The sequence below is a fragment of the Caballeronia sordidicola genome (assembly GCF_002220365.1).
In the GTDB taxonomy this organism is placed as follows: Bacteria; Pseudomonadota; Gammaproteobacteria; order Burkholderiales; family Burkholderiaceae; genus Caballeronia; species Caballeronia sordidicola_C.
In genome coordinates this window covers 76051-91296 of sequence record NZ_MTHB01000011.1, presented here as the reverse complement: position 1 = coordinate 91296, position 15246 = coordinate 76051, and the positions used below count along the sequence as shown (strand labels likewise).

The 15246-nt window shown below is 61.0% G+C and carries 16 protein-coding genes; 13 read left to right on the top strand and 3 right to left on the bottom strand.

Features of this window, described 5'->3' with window-relative positions:
• The 13 genes from BSU04_RS00900 (at position 1) to BSU04_RS00840 (ending at position 12767) form a co-directional block, all read left to right on the top strand.
• Positions 1 to 330 (top strand): NAD(P) transhydrogenase subunit alpha, encoded by a 330-nt coding sequence (locus tag BSU04_RS00900; protein WP_062090406.1) that lies wholly within the window; start codon positions 1 to 3, stop codon positions 328 to 330.
• On the top strand, positions 327 to 1769 hold the full coding sequence (locus BSU04_RS00895) for an NAD(P)(+) transhydrogenase (Re/Si-specific) subunit beta (protein WP_089158827.1): 1443 nt from the start codon (positions 327 to 329) through the stop codon (positions 1767 to 1769). The genes BSU04_RS00900 and BSU04_RS00895 overlap by 4 nt, the downstream gene beginning before the upstream one ends.
• A gap of 148 nt (positions 1770 to 1917) precedes the next feature.
• On the top strand, positions 1918 to 3246 hold the full coding sequence (locus BSU04_RS00890) for a THUMP domain-containing class I SAM-dependent RNA methyltransferase (RefSeq protein WP_089158826.1): 1329 nt from the start codon (positions 1918 to 1920) through the stop codon (positions 3244 to 3246).
• A 44-nt stretch (positions 3247 to 3290) separates the two neighbouring features.
• Positions 3291 to 4697: an aminopeptidase P N-terminal domain-containing protein gene (locus BSU04_RS00885; protein WP_089158825.1), complete on the top strand. Its 1407-nt coding sequence runs from the start codon at positions 3291 to 3293 to the stop codon at positions 4695 to 4697.
• The gene (locus BSU04_RS00880; protein ID WP_089158824.1) at positions 4687 to 5922 is read left to right on the top strand and encodes a UbiH/UbiF/VisC/COQ6 family ubiquinone biosynthesis hydroxylase; all 1236 of its coding nucleotides are present in this window, start codon (positions 4687 to 4689) and stop codon (positions 5920 to 5922) included. The genes BSU04_RS00885 and BSU04_RS00880 overlap by 11 nt, the downstream gene beginning before the upstream one ends.
• Positions 5923 to 5991: 69 nt before the next feature.
• The gene (locus BSU04_RS45115) at positions 5992 to 6270 is read left to right on the top strand and encodes a hypothetical protein (RefSeq protein WP_144021085.1); all 279 of its coding nucleotides are present in this window, start codon (positions 5992 to 5994) and stop codon (positions 6268 to 6270) included.
• A 79-nt stretch (positions 6271 to 6349) separates the two neighbouring features.
• On the top strand, positions 6350 to 7462 hold the full coding sequence (gene dusB / locus BSU04_RS00870) for a tRNA dihydrouridine synthase DusB (RefSeq protein ID WP_089158822.1): 1113 nt from the start codon (positions 6350 to 6352) through the stop codon (positions 7460 to 7462).
• Complete coding sequence (locus BSU04_RS00865) at positions 7459 to 7692, top strand: Fis family transcriptional regulator (RefSeq protein WP_089158821.1); 234 nt, start codon at positions 7459 to 7461, stop codon at positions 7690 to 7692. The genes dusB and BSU04_RS00865 overlap by 4 nt, the downstream gene beginning before the upstream one ends.
• 96 nt (positions 7693 to 7788) lie before the next feature.
• Positions 7789 to 9354, top strand: a complete 1566-nt coding sequence (purH, locus tag BSU04_RS00860) for a bifunctional phosphoribosylaminoimidazolecarboxamide formyltransferase/IMP cyclohydrolase (protein ID WP_089158820.1) — start codon at positions 7789 to 7791, stop codon at positions 9352 to 9354.
• Positions 9355 to 9483: 129 nt separating this feature from the next.
• Entirely contained in the window at positions 9484 to 10026 is a 543-nt protein-coding gene (ruvC, locus tag BSU04_RS00855; RefSeq protein WP_031357515.1) for a crossover junction endodeoxyribonuclease RuvC, read from the top strand.
• Between the two features lie 21 nt (positions 10027 to 10047).
• Positions 10048 to 10629: a Holliday junction branch migration protein RuvA gene (ruvA, locus tag BSU04_RS00850; RefSeq protein WP_089158819.1), complete on the top strand. Its 582-nt coding sequence runs from the start codon at positions 10048 to 10050 to the stop codon at positions 10627 to 10629.
• Positions 10630 to 10717: 88 nt separating this feature from the next.
• Entirely contained in the window at positions 10718 to 11782 is a 1065-nt protein-coding gene (ruvB, locus tag BSU04_RS00845; protein ID WP_089158818.1) for a Holliday junction branch migration DNA helicase RuvB, read from the top strand.
• Positions 11783 to 11831: 49 nt separating this feature from the next.
• Positions 11832 to 12767, top strand: a complete 936-nt coding sequence (locus BSU04_RS00840; protein WP_089158817.1) for an oxygenase MpaB family protein — start codon at positions 11832 to 11834, stop codon at positions 12765 to 12767.
• Here the strand turns inward: BSU04_RS00840 and BSU04_RS00835 are convergent.
• From BSU04_RS00835 to tyrS, 3 genes are all read right to left on the bottom strand, one after another.
• Positions 12764 to 13426 carry a histidine phosphatase family protein gene (locus BSU04_RS00835; RefSeq protein WP_089158816.1) on the bottom strand — a complete coding sequence of 221 codons (663 nt, stop codon included), beginning with the start codon at positions 13424 to 13426 and terminating at the stop codon, positions 12764 to 12766. The two genes, BSU04_RS00840 and BSU04_RS00835, sit on opposite strands and share 4 nt — an antisense overlap.
• Positions 13427 to 13504: 78 nt before the next feature.
• The gene (gene dtd, locus BSU04_RS00830) at positions 13505 to 13963 is read right to left on the bottom strand and encodes a D-aminoacyl-tRNA deacylase (RefSeq protein ID WP_089158815.1); all 459 of its coding nucleotides are present in this window, start codon (positions 13961 to 13963) and stop codon (positions 13505 to 13507) included.
• Positions 13964 to 13967: 4 nt separating this feature from the next.
• Positions 13968 to 15224: a tyrosine--tRNA ligase gene (gene tyrS, locus BSU04_RS00825; RefSeq protein WP_089158814.1), complete on the bottom strand. Its 1257-nt coding sequence runs from the start codon at positions 15222 to 15224 to the stop codon at positions 13968 to 13970.
• Positions 15225 to 15246: the final 22 nt, after the last annotated feature.

The window sequence follows — 15246 nt, the reverse complement described above, 5'->3', positions numbered from 1 at the left end:
ATGGAACTGGTAAATCACACGGTCATCAACCTGATCATCTTCGTGCTGGCGATCTACGTTGGCTATCACGTGGTGTGGAACGTCACGCCCGCGTTGCACACGCCTTTGATGGCGGTAACGAACGCCATTTCGGCGATCGTGATCGTTGGCGCGATGCTCGCCGCTGGCTTGACGATTGGCGATGCAGGCAAGTTCTTCGGCACGCTCGCCGTTTTATTGGCAGCCGTCAATGTGTTCGGCGGGTTCCTGGTCACGCGGCGAATGCTCGAGATGTTCAAGAAGAAAGCGCCCAAGCAAATTACTAACGCTTCGAAGGGGGCCGCGCAATGAGCATGAGCGTTGTCACTCTCCTGTATCTCATCGCCTCGGTGTGTTTCATCCAGGCGCTCAAAGGGCTGTCGAATCCGAAGACGGCGCGTATCGGCAATACGTTCGGCATGGCCGGCATGGCGATCGCGATTCTCACGACTATCGCGTTGATCGTGAAGCAGGCTGCGGCGCTGGGATCGGATCTGTCGCTCGGGCTTGGCCTGCTGTTTGGGGCGCTCGTGGTCGGCGGTGCGGTTGGCGCGTATGTCGCGGCGAAAGTCGAGATGACGAAAATGCCCGAACTCGTCGCCGCGATGCACTCGCTGATCGGTCTCGCCGCGGTGTGTATTGCGTATGCGGTTGTGTCGGAACCCTCAGCGTTTGGTCTTGCTGCGTTGGGTGACCCGATTCCCGTGGGCAATCGCGTGGAATTGTTTATCGGCACGTTTGTGGGTGCGATCACGTTTTCCGGTTCGGTGATCGCGTTCGGCAAGCTCTCGGGCAAGTATCAGTTCCGCTTGTTCAAGGGCGCGCCGGTCGTGTATCCCGGCCAGCACATGATCAACCTGCTGCTCGCAATCGCGATGCTCGGGTTTGGCATTATCTTCATGCTGACGCAGTCGTGGCTGCCGTTCGTGATCATGACGCTGATCGCGTTCGCGCTTGGCGTGCTGATCATTATCCCGATTGGCGGCGCGGATATGCCGGTGGTCGTGTCCATGCTGAATTCGTATTCGGGCTGGGCGGCGGCGGGTATCGGCTTCTCGCTGAATAACCCGATGCTGATTATCGCCGGGTCGCTGGTTGGATCGTCGGGTGCGATTCTGTCGTACATCATGTGCCGCGCGATGAACCGATCGTTCTTCAACGTGTTGCTCGGCGGGTTCGGTAATGAAGGCGGTGCGGCGGCAACGGGCGGTGCGCAAGAGCAACGTCCGGTGAAATCCGGTTCCGCCGATGACGCCGCGTTCATGCTCGGCAACGCCGAGACAGTCGTGATCGTGCCGGGGTACGGGCTGGCCGTGGCGCGCGCTCAACACGCGCTGAAGGAACTCACGGATAAGCTGATCGAGAAAGGCATCGACGTTAAGTACGCGATTCACCCGGTGGCCGGGCGGATGCCGGGGCATATGAACGTGTTGCTGGCTGAAGCCGAAGTGGACTATGAATTGGTCCACGAGATGGAAGACATCAACGGGGAGTTTCAGCAGACGGACGTGGTTTTGGTGCTGGGGGCGAACGATGTGGTGAACCCGGCGGCGAAGACGGACCCTAAATCGGTGATTGCGGGCATGCCGATTCTGGAGGCTTATCGGGCGAAGACGATTATCGTGAACAAGCGGTCCATGGCGGCGGGTTATGCCGGACTGGATAATGAACTGTTCTATATGGACAAGACGATGATGGTTTTCGGCGATGCGAAGAAGGTGATCGAGGATATGGTGAAGGCGGTGGAGTGATACTCGCTGCAGCGTGAGACGAAACGCCGGTGTGCTCCTGGAGCCACCGGCGTTTTTGTTGATTCATTGTGTCCGACCGCGTATAGCCCGTTCGCACCCCCTCCCCCGCGTACAATATCCCCCTTCAATTCCCAAAAAAGCACCGCCGATGGCCACTACTTTCCTTTTCGACTGGTTTGTCCCCTGCCCGCGCGGTCTCGAGGCCCCGCTTGCGGCCGAACTCGGCGAAATCGGGGCTAAGCATGTGGAGGGCTCGCAGTTCAGAACCGGCAAGGAGGTCCCCGGCGGCGTGCATTTGCGCGGCAGCTGGGCCGCCGGCATCGCCGCCAACCTGCATTCGCGCATTGCAAGCCGCGTGTTGCTGAAACTGGCCCAAGGCCCGTATCGCAGCGAACACGACATTTACGAACTCGCCTATCAGCAGCAATGGGAGAAATGGTTCTCGCCGAATGAAACCATTCGTGTCGACATCACCGCGATCAAATCCCCTTTGCGCAGCCTCGAATTCGCGACCCTGCGCGTGAAAGACGCCGTGTGCGACCGCTTGCGCGAATTGACGGGCAATCGTCCGAGCGTCGATACCGCGCAACCCGACGTGCGCGTCTTCGCGTTCCTCACGCTGAACGAATGCACGCTCTACCTCGATACCTCCGGCGATCCGCTCTTCAAACGCGGCTGGCGACTCGACAAGGGCGCGGCTCCCTTGCGTGAAAACCTCGCAGCAGGAATTCTGCGCCTGACCGGCTGGACGCCCGGCACGCCGCTTTACGATCCGATGTGCGGCAGCGGCACCTTCCTCGCCGAAGCCGCACAAGTCGCGCTGAACATCGCGCCGGGGGTGGACCGCAGTTTCGGCTTCGAAAAGCTGAAGCAATACGATGTGAACGCTTGGCAAAAGCTGAAAGGCGCAGCGGTCGATGCCAAACGTGCCGCGCAGTCATCACGTGCGGATATCCGGATTTACGGCAGCGACATTTCCGGCGACATGCTCGACAAGGCCTACGCGAATCTGGAACGCGCAGGTTTGCCGGAACTATCGTTGAAACAACTCGACGCGCGCCACATGACGTCGCCGTCGGACACCCCCGGCATCCTGGTCGCAAATCCTCCATACGGCGAGCGGATTGAAGTGCGCGGGCGCGGTCCGCGCGGTGAGCTTCGCGAACCGAAGAACCGTGGTCACGACGAAGACGAGGACGCATTCATTCGCGCGCAACCTGATCCCGCCGACCAGGAGTTTTTTATCTCGTTCGGCAACGCGATGAAGCAGCGCTTTCCGGGCTGGCGCGCTTATGTGCTGACGTCGGATCGAAAACTGCCGGGCATGCTGCGACTGCGTGAATCGACGAAAACGCCGCTTTTTAACGGCGCGCTCGAATGCCGGCTGTTCCGCTTCGACATGATCGCCGGCAGCGTGCGCAATCGGCCGGCGGCAGCGGAACCCGCCGGGGATCAAACGCCTGACTCCGAGGCTTGAAGCACAGGCGTGAAGCATCGCGGAGGCGGCGCTACAATCGCTGAATGAACTCATCGACTGAAGCCCAATCCCTATTAGCCATCGACGTCTATCGCAGCCGCCGTGACCGCGTCCTCGCGGCGCTGCGGGAAGCAGGCGGCGGCGTGGCAATCATTCCGACGGCGCGCGAAGTCATGCGCAACCGCGACGCCGATTACCCGTTCCGCCACGACAGCTATTTCTATTACCTGACGGGCTTCACGGAACCGGAAGCGACCTTGGTGCTCAACGCCAGCGCCGACGCAGCAGACCCCGCCGCCATCCTGTTCTGCCGCGAGAAAAACGTCGAGCGCGAAACCTGGGAAGGTTTCCGCTACGGCCCGGAAGGCGCACGCCTCGCGTTTGGTTTCGACGCGGCGTTCCCCATCGATCAGCTCGATACGGAAATGCCCCGCCTTCTCGCCGATAACCCCGCGTTGCACTATGCGCTCGGCAGCTCCGCCGAGTTCGACGCGCAGGTTCGCGGCTGGCTCGCGGCGGTTCGTGCGCAGAGCCGGATTGGTGTGAAAGCGCCCACGAAAGCGATCGATCTGTTGCCTATGCTCGATGAAATGCGCCTCATCAAGGACGCGCACGAACTCGAAATCATGCGGCGCGCAGGCACCATCTCTGCCGTTGCGCACCGGCGCGCGATGCAAACCTGCCGTCCCGGCATGCACGAATACGAGATCGAAGCCGAGCTGCTCTACACGTTCCGCCGGCGCGGCGCGCAAGCGCCCGCGTATGGCACGATCGTCGCCGCCGGCGCGAATGCCTGCACGCTGCACTACCCGGCGGGCAACACAATCGTGCGCGAGGGCGACCTGATCCTGATCGACGCCGCGTGCGAGCTCGACGGCTACGCGTCCGACATCACGCGCACGTTTCCGGCAAGCGGGAGGTTCACATCGGCGCAAAGGGAAATCTACGACATCGTGCTGGCCGCGCAATATGCCGCCGTCGACGCAACCCGCGAGGGCGTCAGTTTCGACGCGCCGCACGAAGCCGCCGTACGCGTATTGGCGCAAGGTTTGCTGGACACGGGGATCATCGACCGGAATAAATTCGCGACGCTCGACGATGTCATCGCCGAGCGGGCTTATCAGCGTTTCTACATGCATCGGACGAGCCACTGGCTCGGCATGGACGTGCACGATGCCGGCGATTATCGCGACGCCCGCGCGCAACTCGACGACCAGGGCGCACGCGCGTGGCGCACGTTGAAGGCGGGCATGACGCTGACCATCGAGCCGGGTTTGTACATTCGCGCGGCCGTTGACGTGCCCGAACGGTATGCGAATATTGGTATCCGGATCGAAGATGACGCCATCGTCACAGCCGACGGCTGCGAATTGACGACGCGCGAAGTGCCGGTAGATGCCGACGAAATCGAAGCCTTGATGCGCGACGCGCAAACGCCAGATGCAAATTGAAACCGCGGAAACTATCGGCCATGCACCGCCTGCCGATTATCACTTCGATATCGCCATTGTCGGTGCAGGTCCGGTTGGGCTCGCGCTCGCCGGCTGGCTGGCGAAACGAAGCGCAACGTCGCGCTTGTCGGTGGCATTGATTGATGCACGCGAGCCTGGTGCGGCGTCGGCCGATCCGCGATCCATTGCGGTGTCGCACGGCAGCCGGGCGATGCTTGAATCGTCGCTGGGTTTCCCCGCCGATGCCACGCCGATCAAACGCATTCACGTTTCACAACGGGGTCAGTTCGGCCGCACGCTGATCGACCACGATGAACATGGTTTGCCCGCGCTTGGCTACGTCGTGCGCTATGGCTCGCTTGTTACAACGCTCGCGCAAGCGGTCAGCAAAACCGGCGTGCACTGGTTCACGGAAACTACGGCATCAACACCCTTGCACGACCACGAGGGCGTCACGCTCTCGATCCAAACGGCCACCGGCGACCGCACGATCCGCGCACGCATCCTGGTGAATGCCGAAGGCGGGTTGTACAAGGAAGCGGACACTTCGGCCGCCCCGTCCGCTCTTTCCGACGACGTCAAGAACACGCGCGATTATGGCCAGACGGCTATTGTCGGGACGGTGAGCGTATCGACGCCACAACCTGGCGTTGCGTGGGAACGCTTCACACCCGAAGGGCCGATCGCGCTGCTGCCATGCGGCGGCGCCCGCCAGGCTGACTACGCGCTCGTCTGGTGCTGCGACCCCGAAGAAGCGGCGCGCCGCTCGCAACTCCCCGACGCTGAATTCCTCGCCGAACTCGGCTCGGCCTTCGGTGAGCGCATGGGCCGCTTCACGCGAATCACCGGGCGGGCGATGTTCCCGCTCGGACTGAATGCGCTGAATGCGCTGGTCGACCGGCGCACGGTCGCTATCGGCAACGCTGCGCAAACGCTGCATCCCGTTGCGGGTCAAGGGCTCAATCTGGGCTTACGCGATGCCCACGCGCTGTGCGATGCGTTATCGACGAACGGCCCAACAACGGTCGCGTTGAGTCTATTTGCGCAACGGCGCTCACTCGACCGGCGCATGACAATTGGCGCAACCGATACGCTCGCACGTTTTTTCACCGTCGATTTCGCGCCACTCGCTGCGATGCGTGGATTGGCGTTGAGCGCGCTGGAACTCGTCCCGCCGGTTAAGACCGTGCTGGCGCGACAGATGATGTTCGGGCAACGGCGCTGACTTGGCGGAATACTTGCAGCGGCTTCGAGTCAGTACGGCGAGCGGCGTGATTGCGGCGAATGAATCCTCATGAGTCGATCACGCTGGGAACACCTTGGGGCGCGGCATGCGCTAGCGATCCGTGCGATCCGTGCGATCCGTGCGATTTGCGCGGTCCTTCTGCATGCCCTGCGTGAGGTCTGCGGGTTCGATCGCGACGAGCGTCGCTCTCGCGCTCGGCTCGCCGCACCGATCACGACAAACATGCGTACGCCGCACTGCATTCATCTGCCTATAGTTGAGCGTTTCTTCTACGACGTTCCCGATATTCATCGAAGATTTAACAACTTGCGCGTCGATTCGACTTAATTGACTCATCGCGTTCGCGTTAAAATAGGCGTTTCCTTAAGCGCTTTTGCGTCCCTTTATTTGGGATCTCTGCGAGCTCATGCCCATTTCCACCCCGGCCATCGGCCCCCACATTTTGCGCAACAACCTGTTTGTCGCCCCCATGGCCGGGGTGACGGACCGCCCGTTCCGGCAGTTGTGCAAACGCATGGGCGCGGGATACGCGGTGTCCGAAATGGTTGCGTCGAATGCGCAATTGTGGAAAAGCGAGAAAACGCTCCGTCGTGCGAATCACACTGGCGAAGTGGAGCCTATTTCCGTACAAATCGCCGGCGCTGATCCGAAAATGCTCGCTGAAGCCGCGCGTCATAACGTAGCGAACGGCGCGCAGATCATCGACATCAACATGGGTTGCCCAGCCAAGAAAGTTTGCAATGTGGCGGCTGGCTCGGCATTGCTGCAAAACGAAGCGCTGGTCGCGCAGATCGTGCAGGCCGTGGTGAACGCAGTCGGCGTTGGTCCGGACGCCGTGCCCGTCACGCTGAAGATCCGCACGGGCTGGAATCGAGAGAACAAAAACGCGCTGAATATTGCGCGCATTGCGCAAGACGCGGGCATTTCCATGCTGACCGTGCATGGCCGCACCCGAGCTGATCTCTACAAAGGCGACGCGGAATACGAGACCATTGCCGCCGTCAAAGCTTCCGTGCGCATTCCGGTGGTGGCCAACGGTGACATCGCCACGCCCGAAAAAGCGCGTCACGTGCTGGCCATCACCGGTGCGGATGCGATCATGATCGGCCGCGCCGCGCAAGGGCGCCCGTGGCTCTTTCGCGAGATCGAACACTTTCTGGCAACGGGCGAACATTTGCCGGCGCCGCGTATCGACGAGATCCAGCAACTGATGAATGAGCATCTCGAAGATCACTATGATTTCTATGGCGAATTCACGGGCGTTCGTACAGCGCGCAAGCACATCGGCTGGTACACTCGCGGCCTTTCCGGCGCCAACACGTTCAGACATCGGATGAACACGCTGGATTCCACACGCGAACAATTGCTCGCCGTGAACGAATTCTTCGACGCCCAAAAGGCGTTGTCCGACCGTCTCGTCTATGTCGAAGAACTCGGCGCAGACGGCGACCGCGGCGGCAACGACGAAGCCGAAGAATCGTGCGACGGGCAGAACCACACAGACCGACTAGCCGCATGAGTAGACATCACATAGAAGAATGCGTCCGCCAGAGCCTGGACAATTATTTCCAGGACCTGGACGGTTCCAAGCCGCACGACGTCTACGAGATGGTGATTTCGTGCGTCGAAAAACCGATGCTGGAAGTTGTGCTGAAGCAAGCCGAGGGCAACCAGTCGCTCGCGGCCGAATTTCTCGGTATCAACCGCAACACGCTGCGCAAGAAGCTGCAACAGCACGGACTCATTTAAAGCACTTGTTTTAATCCGGACCGTCGCGGCGTACGGCGGTCGACTCGAATTTCCTGATTCCCCTCGACTCCCCTACCGGCTCCCGCCGTTCCCATCATGATCAAGCAAGCGCTCCTTTCCGTTTCCGACAAGTCTGGCATCGTCGAATTTGCGAAATCGCTGTCGGAGCTAGGCGTTAGCCTGCTCTCGACCGGCGGCACCGCGAAACTCCTGGCTGATGCAGGTCTGCCTGTGACCGAAGTCGCCGACTACACCGGTTTTCCGGAGATGCTCGACGGCCGCGTGAAAACGCTGCACCCGAAGGTTCACGGCGGCATTCTCGCGCGCCGCGATTCTCCTGAACACATGGCAGCGCTCGAACAACACAACATTCCGACCATCGACCTGCTGGTGGTGAACCTGTATCCGTTCGTGCAGACTGTATCGAAGGAAGAATGCTCGCTGGAAGACGCGATCGAAAATATCGATATTGGCGGCCCGACCATGCTGCGTTCGGCGGCGAAGAATCATCGTGACGTAACGGTGATCGTCGATCCCTCGGATTACGCGATCGTCCTCGAAGAAATGCGCGCGGCTAAAAACACGGTCAGCTACGCGACGAACTTCAAGCTCGCCACCAAAGTGTTTGCGCACACAGCTCAATACGATGGCGCGATCACGAATTACCTGACGAGCCTGACCGACGAGTTGCGGCACAAGAGCCGCAACACCTATCCGTCGACGTTCAATCTCGCGTTCACCAAGGTGCAGGACCTGCGTTACGGCGAGAACCCGCATCAAAGCGCTGCGTTCTACCGCGATCTCACCACGCCGGCCGGCGCGCTCGCTAACTACGAGCAGTTGCAGGGCAAGGAACTGTCGTACAACAACATTGCGGACTCCGACGCTGCGTGGGAATGCGTGAAGACCTTCGATGCGCCGGCCTGCGTGATCATCAAGCATGCGAATCCGTGCGGCGTGGCGATCGGTGCGGACGCGCACGAAGCGTACTCGAAGGCATTCCAGACGGATCCCACCTCCGCGTTCGGCGGCATCATCGCGTTCAATCGTGAAGTGGATGAAGCAGCGGCGCAGGCCGTTGCCAAGCAGTTCGTGGAAGTACTGATGGCACCTTCGTTCAGCGATGCGGCCAAGCAGATTTTCACAGCGAAGCAAAACGTGCGTCTGCTGAAGATCGATCTCGGCGACGGTCACAACGCGTTCGACCTGAAGCGCGTGGGTGGTGGCTTGCTCGTTCAATCGCTGGATTCGAAGAACGTCCAGCCGCACGAATTGCGCGTGGTCACGAAGCGTCATCCGACGCCGAAGGAAATGGACGATCTGCTGTTCGCGTGGCGCGTCGCCAAATATGTGAAGTCGAACGCTATTGTGTTCTGCGGCGGCGGCATGACGATCGGCGTTGGTGCCGGCCAGATGAGCCGCGTGGACTCGGCGCGCATTGCCAGTATCAAGGCGCAGAACGCAGGCCTGTCGCTGGCTGGATCGGCCGTGGCATCGGATGCGTTTTTCCCATTCCGCGATGGCCTCGATGTCGTGGTCAACGCCGGCGCGACCTGCGTGATCCAGCCGGGCGGCTCCATGCGCGATGACGAAGTGATCGCTGCTGCGGACGAGCACAACATTGCGATGGTGTTGACCGGAACGCGGCACTTCCGTCACTAAGCACGACACTAAGCACGACACCGAGCACGCTTCACCTTTAGAAAGTCCGGCGGCCGGCAGGCGCGCCGGGCTTTTTACTTTTTGCGCCGCGCTGTTAGTATCGCAAGCACTACGTTCCAACGGCACTCCATGAGAATTCTCGGTATTGACCCGGGCCTGCGCGTGACGGGGTTCGGCGTCATCGACAAGACCGGTCAAACGCTGACCTATGTGACCAGCGGCGTCATCAAGACTGCCGACGCAGATTTGCCGTCGCGTCTCCACACGATCTTCGAAGGTATCTCGACGCTTGTCCGGCAACACGCGCCCGACCAGTCTGCTATCGAAAAAGTGTTCGTCAACGTTAATCCGCAGTCCACGCTGCTGCTCGGCCAGGCGCGCGGCGCAGCCATTTGCGGCCTGGTCGCGAGCGGCGTGCCGGTCGCCGAATACACGGCGCTGCAGTTGAAGCAGGCCGTGGTGGGCTATGGCCGCGCCACGAAAGAACAAATGCAGCAAATGGTCGTACGCTTGCTCGCGCTTACCGGGGTGCCGGGAACGGACGCCGCCGACGCGCTCGGCATGGCCATCTGCCACGCGCACGCCGGCGGCGCGATGACGGCGCTCGGCGAGATCGCCCCATCGCTGGCTAAAAAGGGCCTGCGCGTACGGCGCGGCCGTCTTGTCGGCTAACTCCACTACAAGTTCCTCACCATGATTGGTCGCATTGCAGGCGTTTTGCTGGAAAAAAATCCGCCGTACTTGCTCGTTGATTGCGGCGGCGTGGGCTATGAAATCGCCGTACCCATGAGCACTTTCTACAACCTGCCGAACAGCGGCGAGAAGATCGTATTGCTGACCCAGTTGATCGTTCGTGAAGACGCGCATTTGCTGTACGGCTTCGGCACGCAGCAGGAGCGTGTGACCTTCCGCGAACTGCTCAAGATCAGCGGGATCGGAGCGCGCATGGCGCTGGCCGTGCTGTCCGGCATGAGCGTTCAGGAACTCGCCCTGGCTGTGACAATGCAGGACGCCGCGCGTCTGACACGCACGCCCGGTATCGGCAAGAAGACGGCCGAGCGCCTGTTGCTCGAACTGAAGGGCAAGCTTGGCGCGGATCTGGGCGCGGCAGCGGGCACGGTAAGCGGCCCCGACCATGCGAGCGATATCCTGAATGCATTGCTGGCATTGGGTTACTCCGAAAAAGAAGCGCTTATGTCGGTCAAGAATGTTCCGGCCGGCACGGGTGTCTCGGAAGGCATCAAGCTGGCCCTGAAAGCGCTGTCCAAGAGCTAGTCAGGCCAGTCTCTCACGCCGCTGATCTGGCCAACAGTCGGCCGATCGGCCAGCTTTTCGTGTTCGAGCCACGCGGTACAATCGACGCATGATAGAAACCGACAAACTCGCCGCCGAACGCATCATTTCGGCTACTCCCGTCTCGCCGAACGAGGAAGTGTTCGAGCGCGCGCTTCGGCCGCGCGATCTCGAGGAATACGTCGGGCAGGAGAAGATCCGGGATCAGCTTCAGATTTTCATCGAGGCCGCGCGGCGACGCTCCGAGGCGCTCGATCACGTTCTGTTGTTCGGGCCGCCGGGTCTCGGCAAGACCACGCTCGCGCATATCATCGCGCGGGAGATGGGCGTGAATTTGCGGCAGACGTCGGGACCGGTGCTGGAACGCGCCGGCGATCTCGCCGCGCTGCTGACGAATCTTGAGAAGAACGACGTGCTTTTTATCGACGAAATTCACCGGCTGTCGCCGGTCGTCGAAGAAATTTTGTATCCGGCGCTCGAGGACTATCAGATCGACATCATGATCGGTGAAGGTCCGGCGGCACGTAGCGTCAAGCTGGATTTGCAGCCGTTCACGCTGGTTGGCGCGACCACGCGGGCGGGCATGTTGACCAATCCGTTACGCGATCGCTTCGGCATTGTGTCGCGGCTGGAGTTCTACACCGCGAGCGAACTGGCGCGAATCGTTACGCGCTCGGCGTCGCTGCTCAAGGCCGATATTGTCCCGGAAGGCGCGTTGGAAATTGCGAAGCGGGCGCGCGGGACACCGCGAATCGCGAACCGGCTGCTTCGGCGCGTTCGTGACTACGCCGAAGTGAGGGCGGACGGCAACATCACAGCCGAAGTAGCCGATGCCGCGTTGAAGATGCTCGACGTCGACCCGGTTGGCTTCGACCTGATGGACCGGAAGCTGCTGGAAGCTATCCTGCACAAATTCGATGGCGGTCCGGTCGGGGTCGACAATCTGGCCGCGGCTATTGGCGAAGAACGCGACACCATTGAAGACGTGCTTGAACCCTATCTGATCCAGCAGGGGTATTTACAGCGCACACCACGCGGACGCGTTGCCACGTTGCTCACGTATCGCCACTTTGGCCTTGCCGCCCCCGACGCCGGCCCGGTCCGCGAAGTGTGGGACGCCAACACCGACAGTTAAGCCAACCGCCGTATTAGCCGCTACAGCCTAATCGCAGATAGCCGAACCGATGTCCGATCAAGCAAGTCCGCGCCCTGACGATTCATCCAGCCTTGTCGGCCAGATGGTCAAGCGCGTACGCTCCAGACTTGCCAACGGCGTGACGAGCCTGACTACCGGAAGTGGGCCATCGCTGGATTATTCGTCGCCGCCTGGCGACCCGGGACTGTTCGGACCCGACGCCATTTGCTGGAAAGTTCACGCCGACTTTACGTCGATGATGACCGGCGGCGTCAGCGCCCTCCTGCTTCAGGCCCTGCACCCAATGGCGCTCGCGGGCGTCTGGGAGCACTCCACCTTTCGTACCGATATTCTCGGACGCCTGCGCCGCACAGCCACGTTTATCGCGGGTACGACGTACGGCAATAAGCATGACGCGCTTGCGCTCATCGAACGTGTAAAGCGGATTCATCTTTCAGTGACGGGCACGGCTCCCGACGGGCGGCCGTATCGCGCAAGCGATCCTGAGTTGCTGACATGGGTTCACGTCGCGGAAGTATCGAGTTTCCTCAAGGCGCATTTGCGGTACGTGAACCCGCTGCTTCCGCTTGAGGCACAGGATCGCTACTACGCGGAGACATCGACCATAGCGGAGATGCTCGGTGCGACCAACTTGCCGAAGAGCTGTGCGGAGATCGACACGTATCTGGCGTCAATGCAGCCACGGCTGGAAGCAAGCGAACGCACTCGGGAAGTGCTGAAGGTACTGATGAACGCGCCAGCGCCCAGTGTCCTGATGAAACCCGCCAGCACGCTGATCCTGAACGCGGGTGTGGACCTGTTGCCAGACTGGGCGCAATCGATGCTCGGATTCAGCACGCTTGCGCCGCTACGCCGCGCGTGGACCCGGCCGGGCGTCAAGATGATTGCGCCGTTGATACGCTGGGCGCTGAACAACGGCGTGTCCAAGCGAGCCCGGCGCCGCGCTGCGATGAAGCCTGATTAACGCGGGACTTCCTTGAGGTCGTCGTCGCTTCCGGGGGAAGAAAGATGCGCGACATCACCCCATGAGACGACCTTCGCTTGACCGTTCTCAAAGTCCACCACGTTGATGCTGGAACTCAGCAGCGGCCAGTCACGTGGCACGTCGAGCGGCAATCCACGCACGAACCGATAAATGCAGTCCAGCACGCCCCCGTGAGCGACGACTGCGATACGTCCGTCCGCATGCGCGGCCACGATCGGCTCGACAGCGCTCAGGACGCGTTGTGAGAATGCTCGCTGCGATTCACCGCCGGGCGGCGCGAAGTCCGGATTATGGCTCTGCCAGTCCGCGTATTCGGAGGGATACTTCGCGCGTATCTCTTCACCGCTGTGACCTTGAAAGTCACCGTATAGACGTTCACGCAAACCTTCGTTCAGGTTCAGCGTCAAACCAAGCGCGTCGGCAAACGGTTTGGCGGTTTGCTGGGCACGCAGCAGATCACTGCAATACACCGCGTCGGGCCGGGCACCGGCCTTCGACTCTTGCAAGAGGCGCTGCGCGAGCTGCCTTGCTTGCGCAATGCCGGTCGCAGCCAGTGGAATATCAATGTGCCCCTGAATACGCTTGATGCGATTCCAGTCGGTTTCGCCGTGCCTGATGAAGAGGACTTGCGTGGTCATTAGATGCTTGAAATTCCGGAAGATGCGCCCGATACGATGGGTGCAGTGACAAAACTCGGGAGACGTCTCGGGGGCGTCTCAGGAACGTACTTGCAGCCAGAATGTGACCGGCCCGTCGTTGACCAGCGACACCTGCATGTCCGCGCCGAACTCGCCCGTCTCGACAATGGGATGCGTGGCGCGCGCCTGCGCAACGAAGTAATCAAACAACCTTCGGCCTTCCTCTGGCGGCGCGGCCGGTGTGAAGCTTGGCCGCAACCCGCTGGACGTATCGGCGGCGAGGGTGAACTGCGACACCAGTAGCACGCCGCCCGCACGCCCAGAGCCGTCCATATCCCGCACCGGCAGATTCATCTTGCCGGCGGCATCGCTAAAAACGCGATACGCCAGCATTTTCGCCAGCAGCTTGTCCGCAATGGCGGAGGTGTCTCCTCGCTCCGCGCACACGAGTGCCAGCAAGCCAGCATCGATCGCCCCCGTCACACGGTCGCCCACACGCACGTCTGCTCGCAAGACTCGCTGAATGAGTGCAATCACTCGCTTACGCCGCCAGCGTGACGCGCGCGAAACGGCGCTTGCCGACCTGCACCACAAACTCGCCCGCCTCGATCTTCAAGCCCTTGTCCGACACCGTCGCGCCGTCGATCTTCACACCACCTTGCTCGATATTGCGCAGCGCCTCGCTGGTCGAGGGCACCAGCCCGGCTTGCTTCAACAGTTGCCCGATGGCGAGCGGTGCGCCGCTGAGCGTCACCGAAGGAATCTCGTCCGGCACGCCGCCCTTCGCACGATGGTTGAAGTCTTCCAGCGCCCGCTCCGCGTCAGCCCGCGAATGGAAACGCGCGACGATCTCCTGCCCCAGCAGCACCTTGAAATCACGCGGATTACGACCACCCTCGGCTTCGCTTTTGAAACGCGCAATCTCTTCGATACTTCTAAACGACAGCAACTCGAAGTAGCGCCACATGAGCGTGTCGGAGATGCTCATCAGCTTGCCGAACATGTCGGTAGGCTTCTCGCTAATGCCGATGTAATTGTGCTTCGACTTCGACATCTTCTCGACGCCGTCCAGCCCTTCAAGCAACGGCATGGTCAAGATGCATTGCTGCTCCTGGCCGTATTGCTTTTGCAATTCGCGTCCAACCAGCAGATTGAACTTCTGGTCCGTGCCGCCGAGTTCGAGATCGGCGTTCAGCGCAACCGAGTCGTAACCCTGCATCAGCGGATACAGCAACTCATGAATCGAGATGGGCATGCCACCCTGGTAGCGCTTCGTGAAATCCTCGCGCTCAAGAATCCGCGCGACCGTGTAACGCGACGCGAGCTTGATCATGCCGTCGGCGCCGAGCGGCATGGACCATTCGCTGTTGTAGCGCATCTCGGTCTTCTCACGATCCAGCACCAACGCAGCCTGCTCGAAATAGGTCTTCGCATTCGACTCGATCTGCTCGCGCGTCAACGGCGGGCGCGTGGCGTTACGCCCCGACGGGTCCCCGATCAGCGAAGTGAAGTCGCCGATCAGGAAGATCACGGTATGGCCGAGATCCTGCAGCTGACGCATCTTGTTCAGGACAACCGTGTGGCCAATATGAATATCAGGCGCCGTCGGGTCGAGGCCAAGCTTGATGCGCAGCGGCTTGCCGCTCGCGGCGCTGCGAGCGAGCTTCTGTGCGAACTCGGCTTCGATCAGCAGCTCGTCACAGCCCCGTTTCGCGATGGCAAGGGCGGCCTGCACTTCGTCGGTGAGGGGCAAGGTTTTCGCAGCCGAAGCCGGAGAGTCGTTCGGATCAGTGGTCATGCTTGCAACTTTTTCGGGTGAT

Excerpts from the sequence above, each read along its gene's own strand:
- BSU04_RS00900 (WP_062090406.1), top strand. The coding sequence starts at position 1 with ATGGAACTGGTAAATCACACGGTCATCAACCTGATCATCTTCGTGCTG.
- BSU04_RS00895 (WP_089158827.1), top strand. The coding sequence starts at position 327 with ATGAGCATGAGCGTTGTCACTCTCCTGTATCTCATCGCCTCGGTGTGT.
- BSU04_RS00890 (WP_089158826.1), top strand. The coding sequence starts at position 1,918 with ATGGCCACTACTTTCCTTTTCGACTGGTTTGTCCCCTGCCCGCGCGGT.
- BSU04_RS00885 (WP_089158825.1), top strand. The coding sequence starts at position 3,291 with ATGAACTCATCGACTGAAGCCCAATCCCTATTAGCCATCGACGTCTAT.
- BSU04_RS00880 (WP_089158824.1), top strand. The coding sequence starts at position 4,687 with ATGCAAATTGAAACCGCGGAAACTATCGGCCATGCACCGCCTGCCGAT.
- BSU04_RS45115 (WP_144021085.1), top strand. The coding sequence starts at position 5,992 with ATGAGTCGATCACGCTGGGAACACCTTGGGGCGCGGCATGCGCTAGCG.
- dusB (WP_089158822.1), top strand. The coding sequence starts at position 6,350 with ATGCCCATTTCCACCCCGGCCATCGGCCCCCACATTTTGCGCAACAAC.
- BSU04_RS00865 (WP_089158821.1), top strand. The coding sequence starts at position 7,459 with ATGAGTAGACATCACATAGAAGAATGCGTCCGCCAGAGCCTGGACAAT.
- purH (WP_089158820.1), top strand. The coding sequence starts at position 7,789 with ATGATCAAGCAAGCGCTCCTTTCCGTTTCCGACAAGTCTGGCATCGTC.
- ruvC (WP_031357515.1), top strand. The coding sequence starts at position 9,484 with ATGAGAATTCTCGGTATTGACCCGGGCCTGCGCGTGACGGGGTTCGGC.
- ruvA (WP_089158819.1), top strand. The coding sequence starts at position 10,048 with ATGATTGGTCGCATTGCAGGCGTTTTGCTGGAAAAAAATCCGCCGTAC.
- ruvB (WP_089158818.1), top strand. The coding sequence starts at position 10,718 with ATGATAGAAACCGACAAACTCGCCGCCGAACGCATCATTTCGGCTACT.
- BSU04_RS00840 (WP_089158817.1), top strand. The coding sequence starts at position 11,832 with ATGTCCGATCAAGCAAGTCCGCGCCCTGACGATTCATCCAGCCTTGTC.
- BSU04_RS00835 (WP_089158816.1), bottom strand. The coding sequence starts at position 13,426 with ATGACCACGCAAGTCCTCTTCATCAGGCACGGCGAAACCGACTGGAAT.
- tyrS (WP_089158814.1), bottom strand. The coding sequence starts at position 15,224 with ATGACCACTGATCCGAACGACTCTCCGGCTTCGGCTGCGAAAACCTTG.